Origin of the sequence: Pseudomonas sp. NPDC088885, assembly GCF_044750025.1 — a bacterium.
Taxonomy (GTDB): domain Bacteria; phylum Pseudomonadota; class Gammaproteobacteria; order Pseudomonadales; family Pseudomonadaceae; genus Aquipseudomonas; species Aquipseudomonas rustica.
In genome coordinates this window covers 1-14736 of record NZ_JBIVJB010000107.1, presented here as the reverse complement: position 1 = coordinate 14736, position 14736 = coordinate 1, and the positions used below count along the sequence as shown (strand labels likewise).

General features: G+C 57.9%; 13 protein-coding genes, 1 tRNA gene and 2 pseudogenes. 3 read left to right on the top strand and 13 right to left on the bottom strand.

Translation table 11 applies throughout. The features are described from left to right. The first annotated feature begins 585 nt into the window (after positions 1-585). The gene (gene gabP / locus ACIP1X_RS25055) at positions 586-1977 is read left to right on the top strand and encodes a GABA permease (RefSeq protein WP_053116576.1); all 1392 of its coding nucleotides are present in this window, start codon (positions 586-588) and stop codon (positions 1975-1977) included. Positions 1978-2047: 70 nt separating this feature from the next. Here gabP and ACIP1X_RS25050 read toward each other — a convergent pair whose 3' ends face one another. The 13 genes and pseudogenes from ACIP1X_RS25050 to ACIP1X_RS24990 form a co-directional block, all read right to left on the bottom strand. Then, the gene (locus tag ACIP1X_RS25050; RefSeq protein ID WP_008080542.1) at positions 2048-2500 is read right to left on the bottom strand and encodes a hypothetical protein; all 453 of its coding nucleotides are present in this window, start codon (positions 2498-2500) and stop codon (positions 2048-2050) included. A 6-nt stretch (positions 2501-2506) separates the two neighbouring features. Beyond that, entirely contained in the window at positions 2507-2920 is a 414-nt protein-coding gene (locus ACIP1X_RS25045; protein WP_400755611.1) for a hypothetical protein, read from the bottom strand. A gap of 28 nt (positions 2921-2948) precedes the next feature. Continuing rightward, complete coding sequence (locus tag ACIP1X_RS25040; RefSeq protein WP_400755610.1) at positions 2949-3923, bottom strand: alpha/beta fold hydrolase; 975 nt, start codon at positions 3921-3923, stop codon at positions 2949-2951. Positions 3924-3991: 68 nt separating this feature from the next. Then, complete coding sequence (locus ACIP1X_RS25035; RefSeq protein ID WP_400755609.1) at positions 3992-5050, bottom strand: YhcG family protein; 1059 nt, start codon at positions 5048-5050, stop codon at positions 3992-3994. A 175-nt stretch (positions 5051-5225) separates the two neighbouring features. Further along, positions 5226-5567, bottom strand: a complete 342-nt coding sequence (locus ACIP1X_RS25030) for a hypothetical protein (protein WP_400755608.1) — start codon at positions 5565-5567, stop codon at positions 5226-5228. A 75-nt stretch (positions 5568-5642) separates the two neighbouring features. Beyond that, positions 5643-6434, bottom strand: coding sequence for a TSUP family transporter (locus ACIP1X_RS25025; RefSeq protein ID WP_053116581.1), 792 nt, complete (start codon positions 6432-6434; stop codon positions 5643-5645). A 393-nt stretch (positions 6435-6827) separates the two neighbouring features. Then, a complete protein-coding gene (locus ACIP1X_RS25020) occupies positions 6828-7088 on the bottom strand; it encodes a DUF6429 family protein (RefSeq protein ID WP_282356700.1) in 261 nt (86 codons plus the stop codon). A gap of 496 nt (positions 7089-7584) precedes the next feature. Further along, entirely contained in the window at positions 7585-8142 is a 558-nt protein-coding gene (locus ACIP1X_RS25015) for a Panacea domain-containing protein (RefSeq protein WP_282356701.1), read from the bottom strand. A 339-nt stretch (positions 8143-8481) separates the two neighbouring features. Beyond that, positions 8482-8557: transfer RNA gene (locus tag ACIP1X_RS25010), tRNA-Phe, on the bottom strand. Positions 8558-8660: 103 nt separating this feature from the next. Then, the gene (locus ACIP1X_RS25005) at positions 8661-8933 is read right to left on the bottom strand and encodes an oxidative damage protection protein (RefSeq protein WP_053116583.1); all 273 of its coding nucleotides are present in this window, start codon (positions 8931-8933) and stop codon (positions 8661-8663) included. Then, entirely contained in the window at positions 8930-9997 is a 1068-nt protein-coding gene (mutY, locus tag ACIP1X_RS25000) for an A/G-specific adenine glycosylase (RefSeq protein WP_053116584.1), read from the bottom strand. Before mutY ends, ACIP1X_RS25005 begins: the two co-directional genes overlap by 4 nt. Continuing rightward, positions 9994-12216: an AsmA family protein gene (locus ACIP1X_RS24995; protein ID WP_400755607.1), complete on the bottom strand. Its 2223-nt coding sequence runs from the start codon at positions 12214-12216 to the stop codon at positions 9994-9996. Before ACIP1X_RS24995 ends, mutY begins: the two co-directional genes overlap by 4 nt. Positions 12217-12294: 78 nt before the next feature. Then, positions 12295-12435, bottom strand: a pseudogene (locus ACIP1X_RS24990) (aspartate 1-decarboxylase autocleavage activator PanM); the annotation flags it as partial. A gap of 306 nt (positions 12436-12741) precedes the next feature. Between ACIP1X_RS24990 and ACIP1X_RS24985 the strand changes: the two are divergent. Next, positions 12742-14406 (top strand): OFA family MFS transporter, encoded by a 1665-nt coding sequence (locus ACIP1X_RS24985; protein WP_400755606.1) that lies wholly within the window; start codon positions 12742-12744, stop codon positions 14404-14406. A gap of 235 nt (positions 14407-14641) precedes the next feature. After that, positions 14642-14736: pseudogene (locus ACIP1X_RS24980) on the top strand (imidazoleglycerol-phosphate dehydratase); the annotation flags it as partial.

Genomic DNA, 14736 nt, shown 5'->3' with positions numbered 1-14736 from the left:
GGATTTCAAGCGCGGGAGTGGCCTCAGCCATGTGCGTACCTCATATATGTAGCGCTCCAGCTGTTGGGTGGCCTTCCTGGCGAGGCGGCCAAGCTAGCATAGCGTTTCAATGGCAGCCAACAGCGCTACGAGCGGTTAACGGGTGGCATGTGGCAGGTTGTCGCATCGGCACAGCAGACTGTCGCCCCATCAACAACCGAACGGGTGTTTGATCGTGCAAACCCGTGGGTGTCGCGTAAAAAAAGGCGCGATGTTGCCAGCTTTGGCGGGGTGTTGGAAGCGCTATCCGGCCGAACGTACAGGTTTCGCTCTTTTATTGTGCATCCCACACTTTTTCAGTGTGTTTCTGGTGCGCTGATTTGTCTTGAAAGTGAGTCGCAGGGTAACGTTCTGGCGAATAGCCATTAATCTCAAGGACTTGCGATGACCGTCCGGTCGCACGCAAAGCCGCGATCCAGAAGACTTTGAAACATTTTGGCGCATTTATTGCGTGCAGAATCCGGAACGCCCTGTTGGTTTCTTTTTACGAGAAAGAACACACCAGACAGGACGGACTGAATCGCTTTCCTCGCAAAGGTAGTTTCGATGAGCAGTACCCCAAGCTCCAATGGCCTTGAACAAGGGCTCAAACCGCGTCATGTGACCATGTTGTCGATCGCCGGTGTGATCGGCGCCGGTCTGTTCGTTGGCTCCGGCCACGCCATCGCTGCTGCCGGCCCTGCCGTGCTGCTGGCTTACGCCGCCGCCGGTACCCTGGTGGTGTTAGTGATGCGCATGCTCGGCGAAATGGCTGTTGCCTCGCCGGACACCGGTTCGTTCTCGACTTACGCCGACCGCGCCATCGGGCACTGGGCCGGTTTCACCATCGGCTGGTTGTACTGGTGGTTCTGGGTATTGGTTATTCCGCTGGAAGCCAATGCCGCCGCGACCATCCTCCACGCATGGTTCCCGGGCGTAGGCATTTGGGCTTTCGCGCTGATCATCACCATGTTGCTCACGGTCACCAACCTGTTCAGCGTGAAGAATTACGGCGAGTTCGAATTCTGGTTTGCGCTGATTAAAGTGCTGGCGATCATCGGCTTTATCGGCCTTGGCCTTGCGGCCATTTTCGGCTTCCTGCCGAACAGCCAGGTCAGCGGTGTGTCGCACCTGTTCGACAGCGGCGGCTTCCTGCCAAACGGCATGGGCGCGGTGCTGGGTGCAATCCTGACTACTATGTTCTCCTTCATGGGTACCGAAATCGTGACCATCGCGGCCGCGGAATCGAAAAACCCAGGCAAGCAAATCTCCAAGGCCACCAACTCGGTGATCTGGCGGATCGGCTTGTTCTACCTCGTGTCGATCTTCATCGTTGTGGCGCTGGTGCCGTGGAACGATCCTACGCTGGCCAACCTCGGTTCCTACCAGACCGTGCTTGAGCGCATGGGCATTCCTAACGCGAAAATGATCGTCGACATCGTCGTTCTGGTCGCGGTGACCAGCTGCCTGAACTCGGCGCTCTACACCTCGTCGCGCATGCTCTTCTCCCTCGGCAAGCGTGGCGATGCCCCGGCCATGTCGACCCGCACCAACAAAAGCGGCACGCCTTACTGGGCGGTGATGTTGTCGACTGGCGCAGCGTTCCTCTGCACGTTCGCCAACTACGTGGCCCCGGCCGCGGTGTTCGAATTCCTGCTGGCCAGCTCCGGCGCCATCGCCCTGTTGGTGTACCTGGTAATCGCCTTCTCGCAACTGCGTATGCGCAAACAGCGCATGGCACGCGGCGAGAAAATCGTCTTCAGCATGTGGCTGTTCCCGGGCTTGACCTACGCGGTGATCATCTTCATCGTCGCGGCCCTGACGATCATGTTGTTCCAGGAAGCGCATCGCGTGGAGATCCTCGCGACTGGTTTGCTGAGTTTGATGGTGGTGGCTGCTGGCCTGCTGGTAGCGCGCCGTCGCAAGCTGGAAAAACGTGGCGCGGTGGTGTTGAACTGATCCATAACGCGTAATGCAAAACGGCCGCTGTCAGTGATGACTAGCGGCCGTTTTTGTTTGTGAGCGATGTTTATTCGCTCTTGTCTTCCTGTGCTTCCACCGACTTGCCATAAGCATCCAGCGCGACCCCGAAATCGGTGATGAACTGTGGCTCGCTCAGCCAGGCCTGGGCTTCTTCGATCGTTACGCCTTCGGCCCACATGCGGTAGTCGATCAGCATGTCGGCGGCCAGGTGGGTGGCGGCCATGCCTTCGTTGTCGGCGTTTTCCATGTCCAGCAGTTCAGGATGATCAACGATGACGAACGCCAGTTCGCGCAGCAGGGTCAGCAGCATTTCGTTGCGGCTGATGGCTTCGGCGTCGCGCATTTTGCTGAACATCGCCAGGACGTATTCCGGCACCGGCTCGGCGAGGTGGTCGAGGTCTTCGTCCTGTTCCAGTGGCTTGCGGCCGACCATACGGATTTGCTTGGCTTTGGCCTTGGCGCGTTTGGCGCGTTTCTGTTGCTTGTTCAGGGATGCCATGGGAGCTCAGTTCTTCTGTTGGGTGTTTGCGGCGATCGCGTCGGACGCCGCCACATAGTCGGCCTGGAAGGCCGGTGATTCGATCCATGCCAGCGCGCCGGCCTCGTCGGTTTCCTGCGACCACTGGCGATACTCGATCAGCGCGGCGAGGATGAAGTCCATCGCGCCTTCTTCGCCTTCCTGCTCGTAAACCAGTTCCAGCAGCGGGTCTTCGAGGAACGCGGTGCACAGGGCTCGCTGGCTGATCTTCTCTGCGTCGATCATTTTCTTGAACAGCTCGGTCAGATCCACCGATTCGAAGTCGATGCGGTCGTCGTTCGGATCCAGCTCAACCGGCGCTTCAGCGCGTTTGGTGCGGTTCTGCTTGGCCTTGGCTTTGGCCCGGGTGGCGCGTTTTTGCTGCTTGTTGGCGGAGGCCATGATGTGTTCCGTCGTGCGTTGAGAGGGCTCAGCTGCGCGGGACTTGCCGCCCCGGTGTGTCGGGGGCCAGTGCGCCGGTGTGCAGCCAGGTCAGAGCGATGGGCCATAGTGTGGCTTGGTATGCGCTGCGAAAAAAGGCGAAATGTCCGACTTGTTGTTCGCCGATGTCTTGCGGCTCGATGCGCAGGTGGGTTTTTGAAGCGTTGCTGAAGTAGCCGAGCAGGCGTTCGATGGCCGCAATCGTGCCGTAGGGATCGTCGCTGATGCTGATGGCCAGCGTCTGCGCGCGGACATTGGCGAAGGGCAGGGTGCCGGTTTTTTTCATCAGTGCGCGACCGCTTGGGCGCCCTTCAAAACGCGGGGCAGGCGTGCTCCAGTCGCGCACGACGCCCGTCGGTGTGTCTTCCAGCCAGCCGAGGCGTTTGCCGGGGAAGTAGCTGCAGAACAGGGTCATCAACGGCATCAGCAGATGCCATTTGCCGAACATGCGCCAGCGATGCTCGGGGGCATAATCTCGCCAGTAGGCGAACTGCGCGCCGACAGTGACCAACCGTCGGATAACTCGCCCGGACTCGGCCAAACCCGCCGCGCAACCGCCAAAACTGTGGCCGACCACATCGATCGGCTGACCGGGAAACTCGCGTTGCGCACGCTTGAGCATCGCCTCGAAATCCAGCGCGCCCCAATCAGTCCACGAAGCGTTCAGGCCTTTGATCGAAGCCTGTCGCGATTCGCCGATGCCGCGGTAGTCGTAGGTAATGACGTCGAAGCCATTGGCGAACAGATAGGCGGCGAATCGCGAGTAGTGGCGGCAGCGTACGGAGGTGGCGGCGTTGATGATGACCACCGGGCGCTGAGTGTCGGGGGATGTGTGGCGCCAGGTGAAGCCGCCCAGCACGTACCCGTCGTCGGCCGATTCTTTGAAAGGCTCGCCTTGAGCAGTATTCAAAATCGGCGACCTTGACTGCACATCCTGCGTTGCGGGCATGTCCTGACAGCTCATGACTCTCGACCTTGACGGGTAAGCTGCCAACGATAGTCTCCGCGCCGCCCGGGAACAATCCGTAGGGTTTATTCAGTGGATTGAGTCAGCATGCGTTCCTCGATCAAGGCCTGTTCGCGATTGAGTTCAGCGCGCAATTCTTCTTCACTCGGCAATATGGTTTTGTAACTGCTGGCGAACAGTTGCTCGTTGCCTTTGAGCATTGAATAGCGCGCCACCGAATCGTTGCTCTCGGCAGACAAAATAATCCCGACTGTCGGCTTGTCGCCCTCGCTGCGCATCAGCTCGTCGTACATGCGCACATACATGTCCATCTGCCCGACATCGCGGGCGCTGAGCTTGCCGCGTTTGAGATCGATGATCACAAAGCATTTGAGCAGGTAGTTGTAGAACACCAGATCGATGTACAGATCGACGCCGTCGGTACTGATGCGTTGCTGGCGAGCAACGAAGGAAAAGCCTTTGCCCAGTTCGAGCAGAAAGCCCTGCAGGTGATCGATGAGGGCTTGTTCGAGACTGCTTTCCCTGACCTTGCCGGCTGACGGCAGGCCGAGAAACTCGAGCATGACCGGATCGCGAATGAACTCACGCGGATTACATTTCATCGCTTCGATATTGGTGGTGGCTTCTTCGATCACGTCGGCTTTGTCTCGACTCAGGAGGAGTCGCTCGTAGTAGAGGGTGAGAATCTGGCGATCGAGGGCGCGGCTTGACCAGTTCAGGTTGGCGGATTCTTCCATGTACCAATGGCGCGCTTTTTCATTGTTCACTCCCAACAGCCGACGATAGTGGGTCCAGCTCAATTCGTGACGCAGTGCGTCACGAATTGGAAACGCCTGATAAAAGAGGCGCATATAGCGCAGATTTGATGCGTCAAACCCCTTCCCGAACTGAGCCGTCAGATCCTTCGCCAGCAGAGCCAGCAGTTGCGTTCCATAGCCCGCACGCTGGGCGCCCTGTTGCTCAAACTCGACGATATGCCGGCCGATCTGCCAGCAGGTCTGCACTTGAATCGTATCAACCGCTCGCAGCACTTTTTGCCGCGCCTGACGAATCAACTCGCCAAGCTCCCCCAGCAATGAATCGATTTTCGGGTCTTGCGTGTCAGCAGGTTTTAACTGGCTCATCGGGTCTTCCGCGTAGTTGTGAACAGACGCAAAAGCATGCCCGGCGGCGCCGCTTGAGTATGTCGGGAGAGACGGTGAGATCCGCAGGAAGAGGCGATTGGTCATGCAGGACACTACCGAGGAAAAGGACGTTGGCGGGCAGAGTCTGTAGTCCATTTCTTACGAGCGCCAAGTGCTACCGGTATTTACGCCGGGCCCTGCTCGCAGGTTTGCCAATACGCGTCAGTCGATGCCACGCCACACCTGCGACCAGCAGCAATCCGCCAAAAAATCCTTCAAAAACGATATGAAACCAGTACGCGCCCGGTTGCCCGGCAAGGGTGTAGACCTTGGCCGGCCCGCCGCGAGTGGTGGTGGTGATGGTGTCGTGAATCAAGCCGTCGATGACCGAGTAGCACAGCAGCGCGCCGGTGCTGATCAGAAACACGCTGATCATGATCGCCAGTCCTCTCGACACCAGGCTTTCCCGAGGTGGCGGCGGATGGGGCAGGGGGATGCGAGTTCGTTTCTGGTTCATCTAGGATGTCCCTTTTCCGTAAGGGCGGATCGCTGGGGGGATCGCGGGTTTTTCAAGATTGCGGCGCTTTGGCGCTTAAAACGAGGCCACTGCCTGCGAGAGCACAACGCGCAATGGGTTGCTTTCAACACTCAGCAGTTTGATGGCCAAGGCGCAGCAAACCACGATCAGCATCGGTTTAATCAGTCGCGGCCCGACCCGAACAGCGGCACGCGCGCCTAACTGCGCGCCGACAAACGCCGCCAGTGCCATGGCAATTGCGACTGGCCAGATGATCACGCCTTTGGTGATGAACACCGCCAGCGAACCCAGATTGCAGGATGCGTTGGCGAGCTTGGTAAAACTCATGGCGCGCATCATGCCCAAGCCGCACAGAAGGACAAATCCTACGATAAAGAAAGAACCCACGCCCGGCCCGAATATACCGTCGTAAAAGCCCAGGATGGGCGCAACGGTAAATGAAAACAGCAGAATTCCTATTCGCTTGCGTCGATCTTCATTCGCCAGTTTTGGCGACAGCGCAAAATAGATGGCCACCAGAATCAACATGATCGGCACGCAGGCTTCGAGGTAGCGCTTGTCGATTGAGCTGACCAGCAGCGCACCGCTGGCGCCGCCAATGAAGCCACAGATCATCAGATAGCGACCTTCCCGCCATTCGATCAAGCCTTTGCGGGCAAAGGTTGCCGTGGCCGAGATCGTGGCTGATGCCGCCTGAAACTTGTTCGTGGCAATGGCGCTGATCGGATCCACCCCCGCCAGAAATAAAGCAGGCAGGGTGATCAAACCGCCGCCCCCAGCGATCGCATCAAAAAAACCGGCGCAGAACGCGACGAGCGCGAGCATGCCGATGATGTCCCAAGACATTGTGTTCCCTCGTTTTCAGGTTACTTCCGTGTTGTGAATCTGGTGTGGAGCGATGCGGCAACTCTTCATCGCATTTTGCCTAAACCGAAGCGTCGTGTATGTCGTCCATTTCCGCTGTGGCCTACGGAGCGTTCCGACAGGTTTGAGAGACTTCAGGGATGTGCGACTCCGCGCGTTGTAGGCATCGTCGTCTGATCGCGGTCTGATCGCGGTCTGATGCTGGTTGGGAGGGGGTAGAGAGAGGGGAGGGAAACGTTGTGCGGCGATTCCGTCGATATGAAACCGTGCCTTACCAAATCGCAGACATAAAAAACCCTGAATTTTGCGATTCAGGGTTTTTGGTATTTGGTGGAAGACGAGATTTTACATTTGGCGTGTCGTCGTATTCTGAAGTCAGGAATCCGAGTCCGATACATGCTCAGCTTGAGCCTCATCTCCAAACAGTCGATCAGCTAACTGTCTGCCTCGTTCCAGCCCTTCAGCGGTTAACCAAACCGATTTCTTCCTGTTCACCGGGTCACTGATGAAGCCATGTTCATGAAGCCGATTCATGACCTCGAAGTCGAAACCTTTCCAAGAATTGCCGTTATTGAAGCTGAAGGTTGCCAGCAGGGCAAGCACGGTTTCTTCAATCAGTTTGTCGTCGTATTCCATCATCGTTGCTCCGCTAATCCAAAGCTGATCGCTGATCTTATTTGGCTTTCAGGTCAGGTAGCAGATCCATATGACCTGATCTACCCAAGACGATGTTGCTAGAAATTATGCTGTCGTATGAATCTACCAATCTTTTTAGGAAGGTGTCGGGAGGTATCAAATCCCGATCTAACTCTTCCATATAAGTCATCAAGAACAGGTTGATGGGCGACGATTTCTCCCTCGTCAACTTTCAAATCGAGACGTGATGAGTCAAAGACGGCAGCCTCCTTATAGACCACCCAGCTATCCCATCTTACGAAAGGATGGCATCTCGTAGTCAGGATGCATGAAGGATCGTGGTAGATCCCTGGTTTTACCGAAGAGATATTTACAGCCAGGACACCGTCGTAGCCATGTTCATGAGAGTAGACGGGATCATTCATCACAATGTGAAGATGATTGGATGGGCCGCTGAGTATCAGTAGAGTTCCTTTTCTTAAAATATTCCCTGGCATCAGATCAACTCAGAAATAGCCCTTCCTAGACTTTTTCGCTCAAACAATTCCCGAGCCAGCATTTCTGCCTGACCTTCGTCCTTGCCAAGCGCCCTGAATACAGCGCGAGGATTGATCGGAGTTGAAGAACGACCCGGATCTACCCACTCTGGCAGGTGCTCATGAGTGTAATCAACGAGCTCCCAGCGCTTCATTCGCCCGAACTGTTCCCAGACGTGCTCCATGATTTCAATATCTGCATCCGACAGCTCGTCCAAATCTTCGACGTCTGTCTGCCCGCGGCTTAGAGATACTTCGAATTGTGCTTCGGAGGTTACCCAGCTTCGCCAGACAGACGACTGGATTTGACCTGTTATGAGGTTGAGCGTTGTAGACAGCACAGGGCCCTGCGCCATCGAGACGTGCGAGTCGTGCGATATGGGGGCGCTATAGCGATCCATCGACTCACGGTCAGCCAGATAAAGCAGCTTCATGAGTTTTATGTAGGCCATGCGTCCGCCGCGTTTTTGCAAAAAGTAAACCGCCATCTGGGCTACTTTTTGTTCGCTGAAGATCACAGTTGAACCCCTTTCCCCAATCCATAGGGACATGTTGAAAATGGTGCCGGATTATCGGCCCGCCAATGTGTTAGTCAAGAACCTCATTAACAGGTTCTGCCCAGCGGTCGCTTGAGGTAACCGCTTGGTGAAAGAGACTGTACATTTGTACAGTTAAAATCGCAATCCAAGAGGGTACCACTCATCTATAGCATGCTTGTGTCGAGCCAGCGAATGACAGGCTTGAGTGAGTGCATAGGAGTGGCAGCTTAGGTCGCTAAAGATGCAGGCGATTTCAACGTCTGCCAAATCGCAGACATAAAAAAACCCTGAATCTTGCGATTCAGGGTTTTCGGTATTTGGTGCCCAGAGACGGAATCGAACCGCCGACACGGGGATTTTCAATCCCCTGCTCTACCGACTGAGCTATCTGGGCAACGGGGCGCATTAAAAGGGTTTTTCGGATTTACGTCAACGACTTTTTTAAAATTTCTTAAATTAATTCCGTCGCTTACGATCCGACCCCCGATTTCCGGGGTTTACTCTGCAGGTGGAACGTAGCCTTCGGCTTGAGCGTATTCCTCGCCGGAGAAGTACTTGTCCATTTCGCCCTGAAGATATTTGCGGTCTTCGGCGTTCATCATGTTCAAACGCTTTTCATTGATCAGCAGGGTCTGGTGTTTCTGCCAGTCGGCCCAGGCCTTCGCCGAGACGTGGTCAAAAATATCCTGACCTTTAGCGCCCGGGAAAGGGGCGCGTTCCAGGGCTGGCAGTTCTTCTTTGTACTTGCGGCACATTACGGTGCGGGTCATGGCGACTCTCCTGCATTCAAGACGGCGGCCGCGCGTTCGAGCAAGGTTTTGACCGGGGCGGCGAGGCCCAGGCGCGGCGGGGTGGCGAGGTTATACCAGAGCCAGTCGGCCTCGGCCACGTGATGGGCGGCCTCCTGCACCTGGACCAGCCAGGGTTCGATGGACAGCTGGAAATGGCTGAATGTGTGGACCAGGCTCGGCAGTGCCTGCTGCTCGCCCATGGTCAGCGCGTGCTGATCGGCGAGGTGTTGCAGGTCGTCGAGGTCGTCGAGTTCCGGCAGGCTCCACAAACCGCCCCACAAACCGCTCGAGGGGCGACGGTAAAGCAGAATCGCACCGTCGCCGTTGGCGAGCATCGGCATCAGCGTGCGCTTCTGCGGGATGGCTTTGCGCGGCTTGGGAATCGGGTAGCGGGTTTCGAGGCCGAGCATGTGCGCTTCACAACCACGCTCCAGCGGACACAGCAGGCAACTCGGCTTGCTGCGCGTGCAGAGCGTGGCGCCGAGATCCATCATCGCCTGGGTGTAGGCGTTGACCCGATCGTGCGGCGTAAAGCGCTCAGCGTTGGCCCAGAGCTGTTTGGCGACCTTCGGCTCGCCGGGATACCCCTCTTGCGCAGTAAAACGCGCCAGCACGCGTTTGACGTTGCCGTCGAGGATCGGCGCGCGCAGGCCCATGCTGATGCTGGCGATCGCGCCGGCAGTGGACAGGCCGATGCCCGGCAGATCGGTAAGCTTTTCAACGTCACGCGGAAACTCGCCACCGTACTGGCTGACGACGATCTTCGCGGTCTTCTGCAAATTGCGCGCGCGGGTGTAGTAACCCAGGCCAGTCCACAAGTGCAGCACCTCGTCTTCCGGCGCTTCTGCCAGCGCTTCGACCGTCGGCAGCGCAGCCATGAAACGGTCGAAGTAGTTGAGCACGGTGCTGACCTGAGTCTGCTGCAACATGATCTCCGACACCCACACCCGATAGGGATTGATGTCCTGCTGCCAAGGCAAATCGTGGCGGCCGTGGCGGTCGAACCAATCCAGCACCGCCGTGGAAAACTGCTCCGCTCTCATCGCTTGAACAGCCCCTTCAGTGCGTTTTTCAATTCCGGGCTGACCTTGTCACCGAGTTTCTCGTCGATCTTGTCGCTGAGCTTGTCGCCAGCCAGTTTGGTCGCGACCTGACCGAGTCGATCGTTGTCGACGCGGCAGGCTTTCGCGCCCAGCTCCAGCGGGCCACGGCAGCGCAGCGGCCACTCGATGCCGACGAATTTTTCGCCGACCTGACAGGCCGGATCCGGCATGGCGCTGGTGTCGCCTTCGACGATGATGCCGACGCGGTAATCCATGCCGAGCACGCGCAAATCGATGTCGCCGTCACCGTTGACGGTCATGCCGGGGATGCGCACTTTCAGATCGGGGTTGCTGGCGATGCCGTTGCGGAAGGTCAGGTTGCCCTTGAGTTCCTGGAACGGCGTGTCTTTGCCGCGTGGCTCGCGGCTGAGGGTTTTGCGGTTGAGTGTGGCGATGCCTTTGCACAATTGCTGTTCAAGGTTGGCGTTGAGCAGCACGCCGTTGTTGATCACGAAACTGGCGTTGCCGTTGAGGCTTTCGATCAGCGCCTGCTGGCTGTTGCCGTTGCCGGTGACGTTACTGGTGAGCGTCACCAGACCTTTCACCGGCGGATTCTTGCCTTGGCTTTCGAGGATTTTATCGACCGGCACGCGATTGAGCTTGGTCTGCAAATTCAGCACGGGCGCGGTTTGGCGGACATCAAGGGTGCCATTGGCGGCGAAGTTGCCGTTGTACAAGTCGCCGCTCAGGTTGGTCAGGGTCAGCAAGCCGCCCTGGCCGGTGGCTTTCAGTGCGGCGTTCTGGATCGGCAATTTGTCGAGGGTCAGTTGGCCGAAGGTCAGATCGGCGTCCACATCGAGCTTGGCCAGACGTTCCACCGGCAACAGGCGATCGGTGCTCCACGCGGTTTTGGTCGGCTTGTCCGGCAGCGGCGTACTGCCGGCGCCGGCCATGGCGTCGGCTTCGGTGCTGGCAACTTCGGCTTGACGTACTTGCGTGGCGTTGGCGGCTTTTTCCGATTTCGGCGGCAGGTAGCGGTCGACGTTGAAGGTGTCAGCCTTGAGGATCGCGCGCAGCGATTGCTTGGCGAAATCCTCGACGGCGATGCGGCCGCTGAAGCTGCTGTCGTCGACTTTCAGGTTGATGTTGTCGAACGCGACGCTGGTTGGCGTGGCGGCAATGCGGCTGACCAGTTCGACTTTGCTCAGGCTGCCGGCGGCCATCGCTGGAAGTGTCTGGCCGATGCTGTCGACGAATTTCGCCAGATCGAACTGGGCGATGGAGAGGCCGCCAGTGATCTGTGGAGTCTTGTCGAGATCGTTGGCTTTCAGTTCGCCCAAGGCGCGCAATTGGTTAGCGGAGATCTTGATCCCCGTCCATTCGGCGACGTTCGCCGCTTTATCCAGTGAAACCTGGCCTTGAGCCGAGAAGGTCATGGCTTTGCCTTGCAGCGGATCGCCCGTCAGTTCGCCGGACAATTTCATGTCTTCGAACCTGTAGCGTTGCAGCGCGCGCTCGATGCGCAATTCGCCGTTCAGCTCGGTGCGAACCCGCAGCATCGGCTGATTGGTGCTGAGGAAAGCGGTGGCCTTCAACGGAATATTGGTCGAATCGTGAACCGCGCCGGTGCTCAACTGAATGCTTTCGGCGCTGAACTGCTTGCCGGTCTTCTCGTCGTTGTATTCAACGCGGGCGTTGTTGACGGTCAGGCTGTCGATGTCGAGACGGATTGGCTGAGGTGGTTTTTCCGCTGCTGGCGGGGTTTCGCTGGCCGCTTGATTGGCTGCGACAGGCGGCGTTGCACCGGCAGGCTGCGGCAGCTTGCCAATGTCTTCCCAGTTGCCATGACCGTCCTTGTCGCGGTTCAGGCGCAGGTTCAGGCCTTCGACGCGCACGTCGCTCATCTGCACTTCACGGCGCAGCAGCGGCAACACACGCACGGACAGGCCGAGCATCTGCAAATCGGCGAACGGTTCGGCCGGTTTGATCAGGGTGGCGACGCTGGCCTCGTGCAATTCCAGGCCGAGCCACGGGAACAGGCTCCAGCCGATATCGCCATTGAGCGTCAGCTCGATGTGGGCCTTGTCGCGGGCTATCTGGCGGATCTCGTCTTTATAGTCGTTGGGATCGAAGAGGTGGGTCAGGGCAAAGCCTGCCGCCACGATGATCAGCAACAGCCCGAGAAGTACCAGACCCAGGATTTTGCCGAACGCTTTCATGGGCGAGTCCTTGTAATTAGTCGAATTCGTAATTTAGCCGGGGAGTATAGCGCTGCAAATGCCCGGTTCGGTGTGGCGTCATGTTGCCAGTACCGCTAATGGCGCGTGCAACTTCGCCGCGATGGCCAGAGCTTCAGGATGTCCGGCAGGTGCCAGCAGGCGCAGTTCGGCCCCCGCTTGCGACGCCATTTTCCGGACTTGGTTCACCCGTCGTTCAGCAAAAATTGCCCCGTGTAGGAGCTGCGGAACGCTGCGATCTTTTGATGTTTTTCATAAACAGGATCAAAAGATCGCAGCCTTCGACAGCTCCTACACAGGTGTAGAGATCAGATGACATGAAAAAGGTGATATCAGTTTGGTTTTTCTGTCACCTGCAAATGGTAACCTTCGCCCCGTTCGTCCGTCCCTCTGCGACTTAACGTCGCGCCTTCAAGGAGCTTCACCCAAAAAACGGTCATGCCTGCGTGCATAAGGCCGAGGGTGAACAGTGGCTGGCGAACCATACTAATAATTGGGGGATACACAATGAGCACGAGCATTACGGCGGACGGCTTCAGCGCCGCCCAGCCTGCGTTCCTCTCCAAGGAGCGCATCATCGCCAAGCCCGGTTTCAACCGCTGGCTGGTTCCACCGGCCGCGTTGGCCATCCACTTGTGCATCGGCATGGCCTACGGTTTCTCGGTGTTCTGGTTGCCGCTGTCCAAGGCGCTGGGCGTCACCGCGCCAGTGACTTGCGCGCCGGACATGAGCTTCATCGCACAAGTATTTTCCTCGCAATGCGACTGGCCGATCTCCATGCTCGGCTGGATCTACACGCTGTTCTTCATCTTCCTCGGTTGCTCGGCAGCGATCTGGGGTGGCTGGCTGGAGCACGCTGGCCCGCGCAAGGCTGGCGTTGTATCGGCACTGTGCTGGTGCGGCGGTCTGCTGATTTCGGCGCTGGGTATTTATACCCACCAGATCTGGCTGATGTGGATTGGCTCGGGCGTGATCGGCGGTATCGGTCTCGGTCTGGGCTACATCTCGCCGGTCTCGACCCTGATCAAGTGGTTCCCGGACAAGCGCGGCATGGCGACCGGCATGGCAATCATGGGCTTCGGTGGCGGCGCGATGGTCGGTGCACCGTTGGCGACTGCGCTGATGAGCCACTTCGGCTCGGCTGAAGGCGTTGGCGTCTGGCAGAGCTTCGTGGCCATGGCCGCGATCTACTTCGTGTTCATGATCGGTGGCGCTCTGTCGTACCGCGTTCCGCCAACCGGCTGGAAACCTGAAGGCTGGACTGCGCCGGCGAAGAAAGCCGCAAACGCGATGATCACCAATCGTCACGTACACGTGAATGTGGCGTGGAAAACCCCGCAATTCCGTCTGGTCTGGCTGGTACTGTGCCTGAACGTTTCTGCCGGTATCGGCATCCTCGGCATGGCGTCGCCACTGTTGCAGGAAGTGTTCGGCGGCAAGCTGCTGGGCGTTGATGTGCCGTTTGGTCAGCTCGATGCCGGTCAGTTGGCTTCGATCGCTGCGATTGCTGCAGGCTTCACCGGTTTGCTGAGCCTGTTCAACATCGGTGGTCGTTTCTTCTGGGCCTCGTTCTCGGACTATCTGGGCCGTAAAAATACCTACTTCGTGTTCTTCGCCCTGGGTTTTGCCCTGTACGCGCTGATTCCGAATATGGGCCATTTGGGCAACGTTGCGCTGTTCGTGGCGGCGTTCTGCATCATTCTGTCGATGTACGGCGGTGGTTTCGCGACGGTTCCAGCGTATCTGGCTGACCTGTTCGGTACGCAAATGGTTGGCGCGATCCACGGCCGTCTGCTGACGGCTTGGGCGGCGGCTGGCGTGCTCGGCCCGGTGCTGGTGAACTATCTGCGTGAATATCAGCTGAGCATCGGCGTTGAACGCGCTGCCGCTTACGACATCACCTTGTACATCCTCGCCGGCCTGCTGGTGTTGGGCTTCCTGTGCAACATGCTGGTTCGTCCGGTGGCCGACAAGTACTTCATGACCGACGCTGAACTGGCCGCCGAACAGGCGCTGGGTCACGACAAAGGTGCTGATGCCAGCACGGTTCTGGAGTGGAAAGCCGCGCCGGGCAGCAAGCCGCTGGCGATTGCTGCTTGGTTGGCCGTGGGTATTCCGTTGGCGTGGGGTGTGTGGGTAACCCTGCAGAAAACGGCGGTACTGTTTCACTAAGTAAGTGGTAAAACGCAGTACCCCTGTGGGAGCGAGCCTGCTCGCGAAGACGGAGTGTCAGTCGACATAAGTGTTGGCTGACCCACCGCATTCGCGAGCAGGCTCGCTCCCACATTTGTTTTTGCGCTACCTGTAATGGCTTGTATGGACATGTCTACCCGCGACAGCCGGGCATTCTATCCGTCAGCCATATCACCTCTCGTGTTTCTGTTTGCGCCCCGCGTGCCTATAATGGCTGCCTTTTTCGCCCAATGATTTTGCGGAGCTGGTGATGGCCGAACGTAAGGCTTCTGTCGAGCGCGACACTCTGGAAACCCAGATCAAAGCCTC

What these genes read in the sequence shown, in the direction of transcription:
- gabP (WP_053116576.1), top strand. Translation starts at nt 586, where the DNA reads ATGAGCAGTACCCCAAGCTCCAATGGCCTTGAACAAGGGCTCAAACCG.
- ACIP1X_RS25050 (WP_008080542.1), bottom strand. Translation starts at nt 2,500, where the DNA reads ATGGCATCCCTGAACAAGCAACAGAAACGCGCCAAACGCGCCAAGGCC.
- ACIP1X_RS25045 (WP_400755611.1), bottom strand. Translation starts at nt 2,920, where the DNA reads ATGGCCTCCGCCAACAAGCAGCAAAAACGCGCCACCCGGGCCAAAGCC.
- ACIP1X_RS25040 (WP_400755610.1), bottom strand. Translation starts at nt 3,923, where the DNA reads ATGAGCTGTCAGGACATGCCCGCAACGCAGGATGTGCAGTCAAGGTCG.
- ACIP1X_RS25035 (WP_400755609.1), bottom strand. Translation starts at nt 5,050, where the DNA reads ATGAGCCAGTTAAAACCTGCTGACACGCAAGACCCGAAAATCGATTCA.
- ACIP1X_RS25030 (WP_400755608.1), bottom strand. Translation starts at nt 5,567, where the DNA reads ATGAACCAGAAACGAACTCGCATCCCCCTGCCCCATCCGCCGCCACCT.
- ACIP1X_RS25025 (WP_053116581.1), bottom strand. Translation starts at nt 6,434, where the DNA reads ATGTCTTGGGACATCATCGGCATGCTCGCGCTCGTCGCGTTCTGCGCC.
- ACIP1X_RS25020 (WP_282356700.1), bottom strand. Translation starts at nt 7,088, where the DNA reads ATGGAATACGACGACAAACTGATTGAAGAAACCGTGCTTGCCCTGCTG.
- ACIP1X_RS25005 (WP_053116583.1), bottom strand. Translation starts at nt 8,933, where the DNA reads ATGACCCGCACCGTAATGTGCCGCAAGTACAAAGAAGAACTGCCAGCC.
- mutY (WP_053116584.1), bottom strand. Translation starts at nt 9,997, where the DNA reads ATGAGAGCGGAGCAGTTTTCCACGGCGGTGCTGGATTGGTTCGACCGC.
- ACIP1X_RS24995 (WP_400755607.1), bottom strand. Translation starts at nt 12,216, where the DNA reads ATGAAAGCGTTCGGCAAAATCCTGGGTCTGGTACTTCTCGGGCTGTTG.
- ACIP1X_RS24985 (WP_400755606.1), top strand. Translation starts at nt 12,742, where the DNA reads ATGAGCACGAGCATTACGGCGGACGGCTTCAGCGCCGCCCAGCCTGCG.